General features: G+C 58.7%; 15 protein-coding genes and 1 riboswitch. Of the genes, 4 read left to right on the forward strand and 11 right to left on the reverse strand.

Annotation, left to right across the window (positions count from 1 at the left end):
- Positions 1-24 precede the first annotated feature (24 nt).
- Positions 25-759 carry a DUF5677 domain-containing protein gene (locus JN531_RS14775; protein ID WP_228349615.1) on the reverse strand — a complete coding sequence of 245 codons (735 nt, stop codon included), beginning with the start codon at positions 757-759 and terminating at the stop codon, positions 25-27.
- A 170-nt stretch (positions 760-929) separates the two neighbouring features.
- Here JN531_RS14775 and JN531_RS14780 point away from each other — a divergent pair, with 170 nt between their 5' ends.
- Positions 930-1,904: an IS5 family transposase gene (locus JN531_RS14780; RefSeq protein ID WP_228349980.1), complete on the forward strand. Its 975-nt coding sequence runs from the start codon at positions 930-932 to the stop codon at positions 1,902-1,904.
- 222 nt (positions 1,905-2,126) lie between these two features.
- Here the strand turns inward: JN531_RS14780 and JN531_RS14785 are convergent, their stop codons facing one another.
- The 6 genes from JN531_RS14785 to JN531_RS14810 form a co-directional block, all read right to left on the reverse strand.
- Complete coding sequence (locus JN531_RS14785) at positions 2,127-2,546, reverse strand: hypothetical protein (protein ID WP_228349616.1); 420 nt, start codon at positions 2,544-2,546, stop codon at positions 2,127-2,129.
- A 385-nt stretch (positions 2,547-2,931) separates the two neighbouring features.
- A complete protein-coding gene (locus tag JN531_RS14790) occupies positions 2,932-3,615 on the reverse strand; it encodes a hypothetical protein (protein WP_228349617.1) in 684 nt (227 codons plus the stop codon).
- 77 nt (positions 3,616-3,692) lie between these two features.
- Positions 3,693-4,253 (reverse strand): DUF2726 domain-containing protein, encoded by a 561-nt coding sequence (locus JN531_RS14795; protein WP_228349618.1) that lies wholly within the window; start codon positions 4,251-4,253, stop codon positions 3,693-3,695.
- A gap of 157 nt (positions 4,254-4,410) precedes the next feature.
- Positions 4,411-5,010, reverse strand: coding sequence for a hypothetical protein (locus tag JN531_RS14800; RefSeq protein WP_228349619.1), 600 nt, complete (start codon positions 5,008-5,010; stop codon positions 4,411-4,413).
- Between the two features lie 75 nt (positions 5,011-5,085).
- Positions 5,086-6,009, reverse strand: a complete 924-nt coding sequence (locus JN531_RS14805) for a hypothetical protein (RefSeq protein ID WP_228349620.1) — start codon at positions 6,007-6,009, stop codon at positions 5,086-5,088.
- Between the two features lie 89 nt (positions 6,010-6,098).
- Positions 6,099-6,464 (reverse strand): hypothetical protein, encoded by a 366-nt coding sequence (locus JN531_RS14810; protein ID WP_228349621.1) that lies wholly within the window; start codon positions 6,462-6,464, stop codon positions 6,099-6,101.
- A gap of 889 nt (positions 6,465-7,353) precedes the next feature.
- Between JN531_RS14810 and JN531_RS14815 the strand changes: the two genes are divergently transcribed.
- Genes JN531_RS14815 through clsB form a run of 3 tightly spaced genes read left to right on the forward strand, consistent with a single transcriptional unit; the run spans position 7,354 to position 10,030 of the window.
- Positions 7,354-8,055: a TVP38/TMEM64 family protein gene (locus JN531_RS14815; protein ID WP_228349622.1), complete on the forward strand. Its 702-nt coding sequence runs from the start codon at positions 7,354-7,356 to the stop codon at positions 8,053-8,055.
- A 23-nt stretch (positions 8,056-8,078) separates the two neighbouring features.
- Positions 8,079-8,795: an endonuclease/exonuclease/phosphatase family protein gene (locus JN531_RS14820; RefSeq protein WP_228349623.1), complete on the forward strand. Its 717-nt coding sequence runs from the start codon at positions 8,079-8,081 to the stop codon at positions 8,793-8,795.
- Positions 8,792-10,030, forward strand: a complete 1,239-nt coding sequence (gene clsB / locus JN531_RS14825) for a cardiolipin synthase ClsB (RefSeq protein ID WP_228349624.1) — start codon at positions 8,792-8,794, stop codon at positions 10,028-10,030. Before JN531_RS14820 ends, clsB begins: the two co-directional genes overlap by 4 nt.
- Here clsB and JN531_RS14830 read toward each other — a convergent pair whose 3' ends face one another.
- From JN531_RS14830 to JN531_RS14845, 4 genes are all read right to left on the reverse strand, one after another.
- The gene (locus JN531_RS14830; RefSeq protein WP_228349625.1) at positions 10,031-10,801 is read right to left on the reverse strand and encodes a ferritin-like domain-containing protein; all 771 of its coding nucleotides are present in this window, start codon (positions 10,799-10,801) and stop codon (positions 10,031-10,033) included.
- A complete protein-coding gene (locus tag JN531_RS14835) occupies positions 10,798-11,985 on the reverse strand; it encodes an O-succinylhomoserine sulfhydrylase (RefSeq protein ID WP_228349626.1) in 1,188 nt (395 codons plus the stop codon). Before JN531_RS14835 ends, JN531_RS14830 begins: the two co-directional genes overlap by 4 nt.
- Positions 11,986-12,033: 48 nt before the next feature.
- A riboswitch (SAM riboswitch) is annotated at positions 12,034-12,109 on the reverse strand.
- A 23-nt stretch (positions 12,110-12,132) separates the two neighbouring features.
- On the reverse strand, positions 12,133-13,647 hold the full coding sequence (gene purF / locus JN531_RS14840; protein WP_228349627.1) for an amidophosphoribosyltransferase: 1,515 nt from the start codon (positions 13,645-13,647) through the stop codon (positions 12,133-12,135).
- Positions 13,648-13,659: 12 nt separating this feature from the next.
- A complete protein-coding gene (locus JN531_RS14845; RefSeq protein ID WP_228349628.1) occupies positions 13,660-14,178 on the reverse strand; it encodes a CvpA family protein in 519 nt (172 codons plus the stop codon).
- Positions 14,179-14,275 lie beyond the last annotated feature (97 nt).

The following is a 14,275-nucleotide window of genomic DNA, read 5'->3' on the forward strand; positions in this document are numbered from 1 at the left end:
CCAAACGTGCTGAAAACCGCAAAGTCAGCCGACTCTTGGCGCCCAAGTGCGGAGCGGCGCAAAATTCAGACACTTGATCAGTGTTTCCCTAAAAGAGCTGTGATTCAACGAATCTTGAAGAATCAGCGTAGAGGTCAAAATAGTGTTTGAGATCACCGTGATCTGTGAGGGAAACCTAGGCGATGGCTGAAGCTTTGTAATGGTGTAAAAGTCTTGCTCACCATCATTAGCCATAGGATGGACGTGGGTTGAGGCATAGTCGTAGCCGTATTTGTGAAGAAACTCCATTCCCATGTCTTTAGCGACATCCTCCGCCCTCGGGCGCCGCCACTTAGGCTTGTCCTTTTCGAGAGCTTTGATGCGTGCCTTTTTCTCATCACTAATTTTATACACCCAGCCTACAGCCTGATCCTTGAAAAGGCCATCGCTTTTTACACGGTTTTGGCTCTTGAATTGTTCGAAAAACGACCAATCATCGAAGGCTTGAAAGTCGTCATTCACTCCGAGGCTGTGCAAATGAAACATTCTATCGACCAGGGCTCGATGTATAACCCAGGCATTTTGAGTGTCACCGTTATCCCAAAGAGAAAAAACGCTTTTAAGCGTCATGGCTGAGCGGGCAACGAAGTTTCTGATAATTACGTTCTTAGTGTCACAATCGTGTTTGGCGAATGAGAAAAGCACCATTCCACTGACCAAATAGAGTGCATCTGTAGCAGTTCGGTACATCTCAATAGTTTGATACTGCTTCTCAGCCATATCTTTGCCTAACGCCTGAGCTAAGGGGCGCCAGCGAAGCTGGGCATCCCGTGCGGAGCACGAACTTGAGCGAATTGTTAGGGAAACACTGATCAAGTCCCCTCAAACGCTTTTTGCGATTGACTGGACATGAGAAAATATTGCTGACGAATTCCACGGGGATGAGGGTGATGAAGCAGCGCAGCTTTGCTGATGCCGAATATGCCGCCAAGCCACGTCAGACGCGGCAGGATCGGTTTTTATCGAAGATTGATGCCGCAACGCCCTGGCCTGCACTGCTTGCGGTCATCGATCCCTTCTACCCGAAGGCGGGCAATGGTCGACCTCCCCTAGGCTGTGAACGCATGCTGCGGATGTACGTTGCCCAGCAATGTCTTGGTTTCTCCGACGAGGGGATCGAGGATGCGATTTACGACTCTGGCGCAATTCGCCGGTTTGTCGGCATTGATCTGGGACGGGAGTCGTCCCCGGATGCCACCACGGTGCTGAAGTTCCGGCGGCTATTGGAAACCCACGGGCTGACGAAGCTGATCTTCGAGACCATCAAGGGACACCTGGCCGAACAGGGACTGCTGATGCGGGAAGGCACCATTGTCGATGCCACCCTGATTGCTGCTTCGCCTTCGACAAAGAACAAAGCAGGCGAGCGAGATCCTGAGATGCATCAATCGAAGAAGGGCAACCAGTGGCACTTCGGCATGAAGGCCCATATCGGCGTAGATGCCGCCTCGGGACTGGTGCACAGCCTCATTGGCACGGCGGGTAACGTGGCTGACATCACCCAAGCCCATGCCCTGCTGCATGGCGAAGAGCGACACGCCCATGGTGATGCGGGCTATCAGGGTGTGGAGAAGCGGGAAGAGTGCAACCCCGAACACACCGTCGCCTGGCAGATCGCGATGCGACCGGGCAAGCGACGCAAACTCCCTGACACCGAAGGCGGACGGCTGCTTCAGCAAACCGAACAACTGAAATCCAGCCTGCGTGCCAAGGTCGAGCACCCATTTCACATCATCAAGAACCTGTTCAGGCATCGGAAGGCTCGCTATCGGGGCTTGTTCAAGAACACCGCCCAGCTTTACAGCCTGTTCGGGCTGGCCAATCTGCTGATTGCCGCCCGACGAATCCCCGAGCCCAGCAGATGAATTGCGTCTGCAGCAAGCAGAATCAGTGGGCAAATATGCGAAAGAGCCCGAATATCGGGAAGAACTGAGCGATTCTCATGCCAAACGTGCTGAAAACCGCAAAGTCAGCCGACTCTTGGCGCCCAAGTGCGGAGCGGCGCAAAATTCAGACACTTGATCAGTGTTTCCTTAGAACTCAAAGTTGGCACCATACAAATAATAATAATAGGGGACAGACCACGATTAACGACCTGCGCCCAGAGAAATAGTGGTCTGCCCCCTATTATTCGTATTCGCGCTGTAGCCGGTCGGCTGGAGCGTAGGGCTAGATGCCACATTGCCTGCCTTCGCTACCCCTTTGTTTAATTCCTGCTGCGGCCTCAAGCTCTCATTTAATAATCCCAAGCCGACGCCACTAATAACCAAAACAATAAATAGGCCGGATGACTTTAGCAACTTAACGCGATATTTATTACCTTCATCCGTAAAGAACCAAGGTATAAAAAGTGATATTGGAAGAATTTTTCCCCATTCCCTCTTAGGATGATAATTAGCCATCGTCTTGAACATGTAGACAGCCGAGAACCCACCAGTAATTACACCTGCTATCCAAATGGCCACAAACAAGACGATGGTTACTATTGCTGTTCCTTCGGTATACATGGCAACTAACGCCTGGCTTTGCGGCGTACCGGAGCCCAGCGTAGGTACATCCTGAAACAGCCATTTGTTAGCTTGTGTATGTTGATCTCATTTACCAACAGTTGGTCACCAGTCCATATTCGCGGCATTATCATGAACTCCAGTCAGATACTCCACATAGCTCTCCATATCTTCAACTGATGCCATGGCTTTAGCATAGGTAGAGTCAGAAGCAAAAGGCAGAATGCTGGGTAGAATAATAGGGGACAAACAACGATTAATGGCCTACGCCCAGATAAATAGTGGTCTGTCCCCTAATGTTATTGCGTCGACACTCATGTTCATACAGGTTTCGGATGCGCCCTTTCAACGTCCTCATTCGCATGCAGGATGTGTCGGTCAGGTGTCATCGCCGCGCCTCCACCACCGGCGGTGTCGGCGTATTCCCCGCATACCAGTTGCTGAACTGATGCAAGGCGGACATCCATGGGCGCACGCCATCCCAATCGGCCTGGCTGCGTTGTGATAACGCCACTGTTTGCGCCGCCACGGTCTGCTCGGCGGCACAGGTTTCCCGGGCCTGCTGGTCAGCATTGGCGGCGACCTGGTCCAGCTGCCCCAGCCCGGCCTCCAGCTTGGCGATGGTGGTTTCCGGCACGCCCATGGCCCGCATCTCGGCGACCTGCTGGGCCATGTCATCCGTGGGTGGCGCTGCCGCGCGGAGTTCGGCGGCCACCCGCGCCTCGCAATCCGCAGCGGACTCCCGCATCGGCGTCGGCGCACGGCCTGTCTGTTGGGCGCGAAGGGCGTCGTGTGCCTCGTAAATGCGGGCTTCAAGCGTCTTGAACGAGTCAACCTCGTAGCCATGGCGCGCCAGGTATTCCGCCTCCTTGCGCGCATAGGCCAGCGGCAGATCCTCGTACGCGCCGGCGTTGGCCCGAATATCGTTCTGGATGTGCGCAAGGGCAATCCGATGCACCAGAAACTGCTTCACCTCGGCGCTGGAAAGGCCACCGGCCCACGACGGCATCGAAAGTGCCGCGACCAGTAGAACAAGAAACCCGATGCCACGCCGCCCCGACTTCGTCATTCCTTCACGCCTCCGCAACCGAACCGATGAAGCCCGACCTTGCCGCAAACCGCCGCGAGGGTCGACCCCGATTCGGGTCAGAGTGTCGCAGGGCCCGAATCGCTTGATGCCGCTGACTGTGCAGCAGCGCCTTCTCCCACCAGAGCCTGTCGAGGTGAAATGGCCCCCTCAACCAGGCGTTGAACCTCTGCAACGGAATAGGATTTCGCTGCCTTGATGCGAAGCAGCGGCAGGCCGGCCGACTGACAGGCGCCGTTGAGAAGGTCATCTCGCTTCTGCGCTCTGGACGACCCGTGACTGGAATCATCCAACTCGACCGCCAGCTTGATCGCCAAATCAGTTGGTTCACACACGATGAAGTCGAAGTGCTTTGACGAAATCGCGTTGAACGCCCGCTGCCAATCGGACCGCCTCAGCCCCTTCGTCGGCGCAATCACATCCGCAACCCGCACCTTGGAGAAGACCACACCCGAGCTACCAATCGCCTGCACTAGCACCCCATAGAAGGACCGCTCGGCCTTCGACAGCAGGTACTTGGATCGCTGGTACGTATATTCGCGGGAGCCGCCCTTGCCCTTGGCGAGGGCCAGGATGACGATCACCACAATGATGAGGATTACAGCCAGCATGATCTCCATGACGTTCCTCTAAGTCCCTTCGGTCCGCGGTAGACGAGTCGCCCAACACAAAGGCGAGAGATCGGGATCGATCTTTGATAATGATTTAATCGTGGTCTGACCCCAATTATTCGGCTGCCGCGAAGCGGCGGCTGGGACGTCGGAGTGCAACCGTTTGTTAGGCATCATTTTTCTCTCGCTTGGGCAGCGAGCGAAAAATTGTGGTTATGGCACCACCTATTACAGCTAGTAAGACCGTACCAATACCACCAAGCATCCATTTCTGTTGATCGTACAGCCTACCGACCTCCGCACGACTTGCCTCTCGATACTCTTCTAAACGCCTGGAAGATTCGTCTAGGTCCTTCCTAAGCAATGGGATTGAAAGCGCCCGTTCAGGACTTTCCACAATGGCCGCTTCAATTCTTTGTAAGCGCTCATCTACTGTGGCAACAGCAGTGGCCAACTTTTGCTGTTCTAGGGTTATTGAAGCGGATGGGTCTGGAGCAGCCAATTCTTCAGTGACCTTTGCAATCTCATCTGTTTGCCTACGTACAAACGCAAGCTCTGCCTTCAAAGCTTTTAGTTCCAGGCTCTCGGGTTTACGAGCCTTTGAATCAAATAGGCTCGAAAGCTGTGAGAACGAAAAAAACAAACCAACCAGACCAACTATAACCGTGGCAATTGCACTCTTAAGCAACTCAGCACGTCTCGCTGCATCCTTTTCTTTGAACTCTCGCCTCAGCGCTTCTAACTCTTTCTCTGGGTTTTTATCCACTGCGACCTCCCTAATGATGCCTAACGCCTTGCTCACCCGAAAAACGTGAGCGCAGCGAGTATTTTTCCGGTGCAGCTAATTGTTAGGGCTTTCCGATTTAAAATATTCAACCAATTGATTGTATTCGTCTTTATTGCTTTTCTCAGATTTATTGAGCCAATCATTGGCTAGAGAATCATTCCCCTCAAGGGAGCGAATTCTAGCTATAAAGAACTGTAATGCGGCCTCGCTTTGCGAGGTCATTCTCGGTGCTATCTTCAAGGTTTTCTCCAGGAAGTCTCCGTATTTATGTATTTTAGTTTTATCTATCTCAGACTTGGCCATTGAGTAAATAAAAGGGCCTTGATTGTAATAGTAAATTTTATCGTTGCTTACATAATATTGAGCAACTTCACGTAAACCTACAACCGCAGCAGCTATTGACAGATTAGTACCTTGCTCGCTTCTTGAGCTCATAATGTTTGTAGTTAAAGCCAGGGATACAGCAACAGCCGCCATTAATGCCGGTGCAACTATTCCGCTTGCCATTGAAAAATAGCCTTTATCTGCCCTTTCGCCTTCTTCAATTAATTTGAAGTTATCAGGGGAGCGAACTGTTATTTCTGGCTTATTGGGAATCGAGTATTTTCCCTCTAGGATTGAGGTGATAGACAAGTAGTCCTTGAATTTTAAGAAAGGTATCTTAATTTCTAAAATGTCTTCACTCTCTGTGACCTCATAATCCATCCCTGTAACTGTTTTCACCCCACCGTTTTTAATCTCAGAGCCTCTTGCTCTAAGTTTTACTACAATGTCTTTAACAGTTTTTGCAGATGGATTTGAGATCTCAATGATATTCGCGCCTATCTTCTTGTCATCTAAGTCGATAGGAATAGATTCCTTGATGGAATATTTGAGCTTTGGTTTTACCCGTTTGAAGTACTCCAGTAAGGCTCCTGCTAACACAGTTACCAAAAGAGTGATAAAAGCAGTAATTGCTATAGATCCGATATTTTCCATTTACTTTAAATCTCTCAGTTTTGGTGCCCTAACGACGGCGTTCACCGGCGGGCCGCGCAAGGCGCGGCCCGTCCGAGTGGAACGCCTGGTTAGATTTCATCTGGCCCGCGCTCGGGTGGTATTTCTAGGTCGAATATGAGTTTCATGCCGTCACACCGAAACTCCCAGTCATCTTGCAGATCATCGCTCCCGTCTATGTCTTTGCAGCCGTAGTAGGCGCTATACATGAACGAAACAGATACGACTCCTCCCGTGGAATCGCCGGACACATCGTTGACCTCGAGTGTTTCCTCAACGAGTTCTCCTCGCATGTCGTGCATCTGCGCCTGGCGCGCCATCACCTCGTAGAATTCCGCCTCGTTCTCTTCTACGGCCTGCTTAACCAGAGCTCTAAAGGCTTTGTTTGAGCGCGGCTTCTCACTCAGTTCCAACTCGACGTGCAGGAATTTGTGCATGAGATCTAACGTTTGAAATAACCGGCGCAGCTCTGTTGCGTCCGGCGCGCGTTTTTTGCGCGCGAAGTTGATTGCCTTGTTAGGTTTTTTGACTCTCGACCCATGTTATTACCCAATTACCTGCTTCCTTTTTTGCAGACTCAATTGATTTTGATTCGCCACCCCAAATTGCACACTTTATATCAGGGTGGTAAATGCTCCAAACATAAAGACCTGGATTTGTGCTTCTTCCTATTTGTACTGTTACTGTACGGTCAGTTGAGAAATAGTGATAATCATTTTTCTCATCTGTTTTTTTATGGATAAGCATAATTATTTTTTAAAACCTAACAGTGATTAGACAGCCTGCCGTGCGATTGAATAACGCCGCACGCTTCATAACTCCAAGTCACAAACGACGCCGAGTACATACGTTCCTCAGTTATTTCAACAACTTGTGAGGATGCCGCTGTGCCCTCCCCGTAATCGCTTGCCCGCGTCATTTCACGCATCCAATCACCCAGCAAGCCAAGCTTGAGCGCCCCAGGTGGGCTGCCCTCAGCATTCGCGCCTCGCTCTCGCCCACGGCAATCTCCGCCCGCCGATCTGAGGCAGGTCGAATCGAAACGAAGTAAGCGTGCGAGCAACACACAGTGCGCTGCACCCCTTGGGCGCGCCCTCCACATCCTTTTGCCGTATCAAGACCTGCATCCCGGCGGTCCTTTGTGTTGCGTTAAACGGTTTATGCCCCATCGCGCGCTCGCCGGCAAGCGCTTAACGAGCCCCCTTCTCGCCGAGTTCAGGCAGGATTCACCCCTCATCGCCGATCATCGTCGGCACAAAACTAATTCAATCCAATACGCCCCGCCCGCTCACCGATGCCGGGGTTTGACGACAGGAGTGAACGGACGTGACCAACGCCGTCCCTGCCTACCGCCGGTGGTTGCCGTGGGTGCTCGTACTGCTGGTGCTTGTCGCACTGGCCGGCCTGTGGCGGTTCTCGCCGCTGGGGGCGTGGACCGAGCCGGAGAAGTTGGCCGGATTATTGGAGTCCCTCGTCGAGTCACCGTGGGCACCGCTGAGCATTGCGCTGGCCTATCTGGCGGCCTCGGCCACCTTGTTCCCGGCCATTGCGCTGAATCTGGCGCTCATTCTGTTGCTGGGGCCGCTGATGGGCGTGGCGACGTCGCTATATGGCTTGCTGATTGCGGGGGTGACCGCCCTGCTGCTGGGGCGCGGCCTTGGCCAGGGCTGGTTGCGGCGTCAGTCCAATCCGCGGCTGAAGCGAGTGCTGGGGATGGTTCGCGACAGCGGGCTGCCGGGGATGATTCTGCTGCGCATGGTGCCGGTGGCGCCCTACCCAGTCGTGAACTTCGCGGTCGGTGCCAGCGGCATCGGGGTCATGGTGTTCGCGGTCGGTACGGTGCTGGGTGTGCTGCCCAGTCTGGTGGCGATGGGCCTGATCGGCGTGCAGCTCAAGGACGTATGGGCCAACCCGGATGTGCAGGGCGTGCTGGTGCTGGTGGGCATCGTGGCGCTGTACGTCGTGCTGGCCTGGTGGCTGAAGCGGCGCCTGTCCGAAGTGCTTTCAACCCAAACGCAAGGAGACTGATCATCCGCATTCTCACGCTGAACATGCACAAGGGTTTCTCGGTCCTCAACCGGCGCTTCATCCTGCATGAGCTGCGCGAAGCCATCCGCACCGAGGCGGCGGATGTGGTGCTGCTGCAGGAGGTGCTGGGTGAGCACCGCGAGCATTCCACCCGCTGGGAGCACTGGCCGGAACACAGCCAGTACGAATTCCTCGCCGACACCCTGTGGTCGGCCTACGCCTACGGGCGCAATGCGGTGTATCCGGCGGGGCATCACGGCAATGCGCTGCTCTCGAAGTACCCGATCACGCGTCACCAGAACCACGACGTATCGACCCACACCCAGGAGAAGCGCGGCCTGTTGCACTCGGTGCTGGCGGTGCCGCAGTGGCCGCAGCCGCTGCACGTCATCTGCGTGCACCTGGGCCTGTTCGAACGCCACCGCCACCTGCAGTTGCAGATGCTGTGCGACTTGATCGCCCGTGAAGTGCCGGCCGATGCGCCGTTGCTGGTGGGGGGTGATTTCAACGACTGGCGCCAGAACGCGCATGCGCTGCTGGCCGACGGCGCCGGGCTGGAAGAGGTGTTCATCACCGCCTATGGGCGCGCCGCGCGCACCTTCCCGGTCCGCTTCCCGGTGCTGCGGCTGGACCGCCTGTACGTGCGCAACCTGCGCGCCAGCACGCCCACCGTGCTCAACACCGCACCGTGGACCCGCCTGTCGGACCATGCCCCGCTTCGGTTGGAGATCGAACGATGAGTGAGCGTCAGTGGACGCAGGGCAACGAGCTGACCCTGCTGGAGAACGGCGAAGCCTTCTTCCCCGCCGTGTTCGAGGCCATCGAGGCGGCCCGCGACTACGTGATGCTGGAAACCTTCATCTGGTTCGATGACGAGGTGGGCCGGGCGTTGCGGACAGCCCTGATCGATGCGGCCGGCCGCGGCGTGAAGGTGGATATCACGGTGGACGGCTACGGTTCGGCCGAGCTTGGCCGTGATTTCGTCGACGGCCTGACCGACGCCGGCGTGCGGCTGCATGTCTTTGCGCCGCTGCCGCCGATGCTGGGTTACCAGATCAACCTGTTCCGCCGCCTGCACCGCAAGCTGGTGGTGGTGGATGGTGAGGTGGCCTTTGTCGGCGGCATCAATTATTCGGGCGAGCACTTGCGCAGCTTCGGCGCCAAGTCGAAGCAGGACTACGCGGTGAAGATCCGCGGCCCGGCGGTCGCCGACATCGACCGGTTCTGCTGCGATGCCATCGGCGATGCGCCGAAGGGCCGCCGCAGCCTGCGCGGCCTGCTGCGGCGGCTGCCCCGCGGGTGGAACCGGCCCGAAGCCGGCGCGCAGGTGCTGTTCGTCGCCCGCGACGACCATAACCACCGCAGCGCCATCGAGGCCATGTACCGGCTGGGCCTGCGCAAGGCGCGACGCGACATCATTCTGCTGAACGCTTACTTCTTTCCCGGCTACCGCTTTCTGCGCGCCATGCGCCAGGCGGTGGAGCGCGGCGCCCGCGTGCGGCTGATCCTCCAGGGCGAGCCGGACAAGGACTATGTGAAGTTCGCCGGCTCCACGCTGTACGACTACCTGCTGAAGATCGGCGTGGAAGTCTGGGAATACATGGAGCGCCCCGCCCACGCCAAGGTGGCGGTGATGGACGATGAATGGGCCACGGTGGGTTCCAGCAATCTCGACCCCTTCAGCCTGTCGCTGAACCTGGAAGCCAACGTGTTCGTGCAGGACGCCGCCTTTGCCGGTGAGCTGCGCGGCCGCCTCGAACACCTGCTGGAACATCACTGCCGCCGCGTCACGCGTGAAGAGGTCAAACGCCGCGGGCCGCTGTGGCATCTGTGGCGCTGGCTGGCCTACCACCTGCTGCGGCACTTTCCGCGGCTGGCGCAACTGGTGCCGCTGCGCAATGAGCGAGAGCAGGTGACGCGGGTGGTCGGCACCCCCGCAGAAACGCCGCCACAGAATGAGGCAAACGCGGGGTGATCAACCGCCCAGACGCGCCAGCTCGGTCGCACTGAACCCTGCCGCCGCCCGCGCGTGGAGGTTGAACGGCGGGTGCAGTTGCATGCCCTGTTCGGCCAGCAGTTGCGGGAACAGTGCATCGGCATCGAGCCCGCGCTGGTCACAGAGCCAGCGGTACCAGTGGCTGCCGATGGCGACGTGGCGGACTTCTTCGCGGAGGATGATGTCGAGGCAGGCGATGGAGTCGGCATCGCCGGCCTGCTGCAGACGTTCGATCATGCCGGGAGTGACATCCAGCCCCCGCGCCTCCAGCACCCGCGGCACACAGGCCATGCGGATCAGCGGGTCATGGGCGGTCTTTTCAGCCGCCTCCCAAAGGCCGTTGTGGGCCGGGAAGTCACCGTAGCGGAAGCCCAGTTCGGCCAGCCGCTGGCTCAGCATCTGGAAGTGTCGGGCCTCGTCACGCGCCACGCTCAGCCAGTCGCGGTAGTAGGCGGTGGGCAGGCCGGGAAACCGCAGCATGGCATCCAGCGCCAGGTTGATGGCGTTGAATTCGATGTGGGCGACTGCATGCACCAGGGCGCCCCGCCCTTCGCGACTGCCGAGACCGCGCCGTGGCACATCCCGCGGCGCGACCAGGGCCGGGGTGGCCGGCCGCCCCGGCACCTGCGACCAGTCGAGCGATGCAACCGGCGGGTCGAAGCCGTCCTCCGGTTCCGCCAACGCGGCCACCCGGGCGCACTTGTCCTCGGGTGCGCGGGCGGTCAGCGCCGCCCACACCGCGGTGATCATCCGTGCAGGGCCTGCGCCAGATCGGCGATCAGATCGTCCGGGTCTTCGAGGCCCACCGACAGCCGCACCAGCCCCTCACCGATGCCCGCCGCCGCCCGCGCCTGCGGCGAAATGCGGCCGTGCGTGGTGGATGCCGGGTGGGTGATGGTGGTACGGGCATCGCCCAGGTTGGCGGTGATCGAGCACAACCGCGTGCCGTCGATCAGCTTCCAGGCCGCTTCACGTCCGCCGCGGACGTCAAAGCTGACGATGCCGCCGGGACCGCGCTGCTGTTCCCGGGCCAGTGCGAACTGCGGATGGCTTTCGAGCCCCGGGAAGTACACCCGCTCGACACCCGACTGCGCCTGCAGCCATTCGGCCACCGCCTGCGCATGACGGTTGTGGGCTTCCATCCGCACCTTCAGCGTTTCCAGGCCCTTGAGAAAGACCCAGGCGTTGAAGGGGCTGAGACAGGGCCCGCAGTTACGCATGAAGGCGAACACGTCCTTCCCCACCCGCGCCTCGTCGCCGATGATGGCGCCACCGAGGCAGCGCCCCTGGCCGTCGATGTACTTGGTGGCGGAATGGATGATGAAGTCGGCGCCCAGTTCCAGCGGGCGCTGCAGCACCGGCGTGAGAAAGCAGTTGTCGACGGCCAGCGGCACATCGCGGGCACGGCATAGTGAGGCCAGGCCGGCAATATCGACCAGCTCCACCAACGGGTTCGAGGGGGTTTCGACAAACACCAGCCGGGTGTTGTCGCGGAAGCCGGCCTCCCAGTCGGCGAGGTCGGTCATGTCGACATAGCTCACGCTGATGCCGTAGCGGCTCAGCCAGTTGTCGAACACCTGGATGGTGGACCCGAACAGCCCGCGCGAGGTGAGTATGTGATCACCGGTCTTCAGCAGCGCCAGGCACAGCGTGAGAATGGCGGACATGCCGCTGGCCGTGGCGACGCAGCGCTCGCCGCCCTCCATTGCCGCCAGCCGTTGTTCGAACGCCTGCACGGTGGCATTGGTGAACCGCGAATAGACGCAGCCCGCCTCGTCGCCGGAGAACACCCGGGCGGCCTGGGCGGCGCTGTCGAAGGTATAGCTGGAGGTCAGCTGGATGGCGGCCGAATGCTCGCGGTTGGCCGCGCGGGGTTCGCCGGCACGCACCCCAAGGGTGGCGGGCGACCAGTCCGGGTCGAATGGCAGGGTCATGACAGTACGCTCCACAACGAAAAAAGCCCGCCAGCAGCTGCGTGCTCAAACGGGCTTTTCATCACACGTTTAGCGGCATTTATAACGCGCCCGCAAGCTGGCTCAAATCGGCGCGAGCGCAACCATACGCCGAAACGGGCACGCGACTCAAGCGTTCTGGATCTCGATCACCGAGGTCGCCGCCTTGCTGCGCTTCTGCTTGGCGGCATCCGAGCGGAACAGCTCCAGCTGGTTGAGGTACTCGCTGGTGATGTCCTGGGTGATGTATTCACCGGTGAACACCGAGGTATCGAAACGCTGGATCTTCGAGGTCTTGTGCTTGACGGCGTCGATCAGGTCTTCGAGGTCCTGGAAGATCAGCCGGTCGGCACCGAGCAGGGTTTCCAGCTCGGCTTCGGTGCGGCCATGCGCCACCAGTTCCGAGGCGATCGGCATGTCGATGCCGTAGACGTTGGGGTAACGCACCGGCGGCGCCGCCGAGGCGAAGTACACCTTGCGGGCACCGGCCTCGCGGGCCATCTGGATGATTTCCTGGCTGGTGGTGCCGCGGACGATGGAGTCGTCGACCAGCAACACGTTCTTGCCCTTGAACTCGATATCCACCGGGTTGAGCTTCTGACGCACGCTCTTCTGCCGCTGCGCCTGCCCGGGCATGATGAAGGTGCGCCCGATATAGCGGTTCTTGATGAAGCCTTCGCGGTAGTTGACGCCCAGCCGCGCGGCCAGCTCCGCACCCGCCACCCGTGAGGTATCGGGAATCGGAATGACCACATCGATATCGTGCTCGGGCCAGGTGCGGAGAATCTTCTCCGCCAACTTCACGCCCATCCGCAGGCGTGCTTTATAGACGTAGACATCGTCCATCACCGAGTCCGGGCGGGCCAGGTAAACGTGCTCGAAGATGCAGGGCGAATAGATCGGGTTGACGGCGCACTGCCGCCGGCTGATCACGCCCTCTTCGGTGATGTAGATGGCTTCACCCGGGGCGATGTCGCCCATCAGCTCGTATCCGAGTGCATCGAGCGCGACCGACTCGGAGGCAATCAGATAGTCGACCCCCAAGGCCGTCTCGCGGCGCCCGTACACCACCGGGCGAATGCCGTAAGGGTCGCGAAAGCCGACCAGGCCGTAGCCGGTGATCATGGCGACACAGGCGTAGGCACCGCGGCAGCGGCGATGGACCCCGGATACCGCTGCGAACACGTCTTCGGCCGTCAGCCGCAGCGTGTTGCGCATCATCAGCTCATGGGCGAAGACGTTGAGCAGCACCTCGGAATCGGAATCGGTATTGAGGTGCCGACGGTCTTCGGCAAACAGTTCCTGTTTGAGCTCGTCGGAATTGGTCAGGTTGCCGTTGTGCGACAGCGAGATGCCGTACGGCGTGTTGGTGTAGAACGGCTGCGCTTCGGCGCTGGTGGAACAACCGGCGGTGGGATAGCGAACATGCGCGACGCCCATCTGCCCCAGCAGGTTGCGCATGTGCTCGTCCTTGTTGAAGACGTCACGGACCAGCCCGTTTTCCTTGCGCAGGTAGAGACGGTGGCTCTCGTTGGTGATGATGCCCGCTGCATCCTGACCGCGGTGCTGCAGCATGGTCAGGGCGTCAAACAGCTCCTGATTGACGGGGGCGGACTGAGAAACGATGCCGGCAATTCCACACATGGAAGATCCTCGTCAAGAAACCGTCGTTGCCTCCGGCGCGGGCGCCGGGCGCAATGCATCCAACCAGCGATCCGGCACCACCGCACCGATCGCATCCCCAACCGCGTCGAAGTGACCGATCAGGGCAGAGTCCAGCCACCAGCGCGCTTCACGCGCCTCGGCCAGGTCACTGAGCAGCGCCGCAGCACCGATCAACAGCACGGCCCGCAGCAACCCGAATCCACCGCCCAGCGTGCGGTCGGCACCTGACAGGTGGGTGTTGCGAATCCAGCTCGCCAGGATCGAGGTGACGATCGCGCCCAGCGCCAGTGTCAGCAGGAACACGCCACCGTAGGCCACCAGCATCCGCAAGGCGGGGTCGCTGATCCACCCCTCGAGCCAGCCCGCGACCGGCTGCGCAATGATGAAGGCGAGGACGAAGGCCAGCAGCCATGTTCCCAGCCCGAGCACTTCCCGGGTGATACCGCGAATGACGCCGGCCAGTGTCGAAAGCACCAGCGTGGCAATAATGACGTAGTCGACCCAGTTCATGCGCTAGTGCAGTGCCACACCCGGCGTGCGGCGCGAATACGGACCTGCCGGCATCATTTCTCGCTCACGTATTGCCATACCGTTCACATGTCGCTCC

The sequence above is a fragment of the Flagellatimonas centrodinii genome (assembly GCF_016918765.2).
In the GTDB taxonomy this organism is placed as follows: domain Bacteria; phylum Pseudomonadota; class Gammaproteobacteria; order Nevskiales; family Nevskiaceae; genus Polycyclovorans; species Polycyclovorans centrodinii.

Bases quoted from the DNA above. Each gene is read 5' to 3' on its own strand.
- JN531_RS14845 (WP_228349628.1), bottom strand. From the start codon at position 14,178: ATGAACTGGGTCGACTACGTCATTATTGCCACGCTGGTGCTTTCGACA.
- JN531_RS14835 (WP_228349626.1), bottom strand. From the start codon at position 11,985: ATGACCCTGCCATTCGACCCGGACTGGTCGCCCGCCACCCTTGGGGTG.
- JN531_RS14785 (WP_228349616.1), bottom strand. From the start codon at position 2,546: ATGTATACCGAAGGAACAGCAATAGTAACCATCGTCTTGTTTGTGGCC.
- JN531_RS14775 (WP_228349615.1), bottom strand. From the start codon at position 759: ATGGCTGAGAAGCAGTATCAAACTATTGAGATGTACCGAACTGCTACA.
- clsB (WP_228349624.1), top strand. From the start codon at position 8,792: ATGAGTGAGCGTCAGTGGACGCAGGGCAACGAGCTGACCCTGCTGGAG.
- JN531_RS14830 (WP_228349625.1), bottom strand. From the start codon at position 10,801: ATGATCACCGCGGTGTGGGCGGCGCTGACCGCCCGCGCACCCGAGGAC.
- JN531_RS14790 (WP_228349617.1), bottom strand. From the start codon at position 3,615: ATGACGAAGTCGGGGCGGCGTGGCATCGGGTTTCTTGTTCTACTGGTC.
- JN531_RS14820 (WP_228349623.1), top strand. From the start codon at position 8,079: ATGCACAAGGGTTTCTCGGTCCTCAACCGGCGCTTCATCCTGCATGAG.
- JN531_RS14805 (WP_228349620.1), bottom strand. From the start codon at position 6,009: ATGGAAAATATCGGATCTATAGCAATTACTGCTTTTATCACTCTTTTG.
- JN531_RS14810 (WP_228349621.1), bottom strand. From the start codon at position 6,464: ATGCACAAATTCCTGCACGTCGAGTTGGAACTGAGTGAGAAGCCGCGC.
- JN531_RS14795 (WP_228349618.1), bottom strand. From the start codon at position 4,253: ATGGAGATCATGCTGGCTGTAATCCTCATCATTGTGGTGATCGTCATC.
- purF (WP_228349627.1), bottom strand. From the start codon at position 13,647: ATGTGTGGAATTGCCGGCATCGTTTCTCAGTCCGCCCCCGTCAATCAG.
- JN531_RS14780 (WP_228349980.1), top strand. From the start codon at position 930: ATGAAGCAGCGCAGCTTTGCTGATGCCGAATATGCCGCCAAGCCACGT.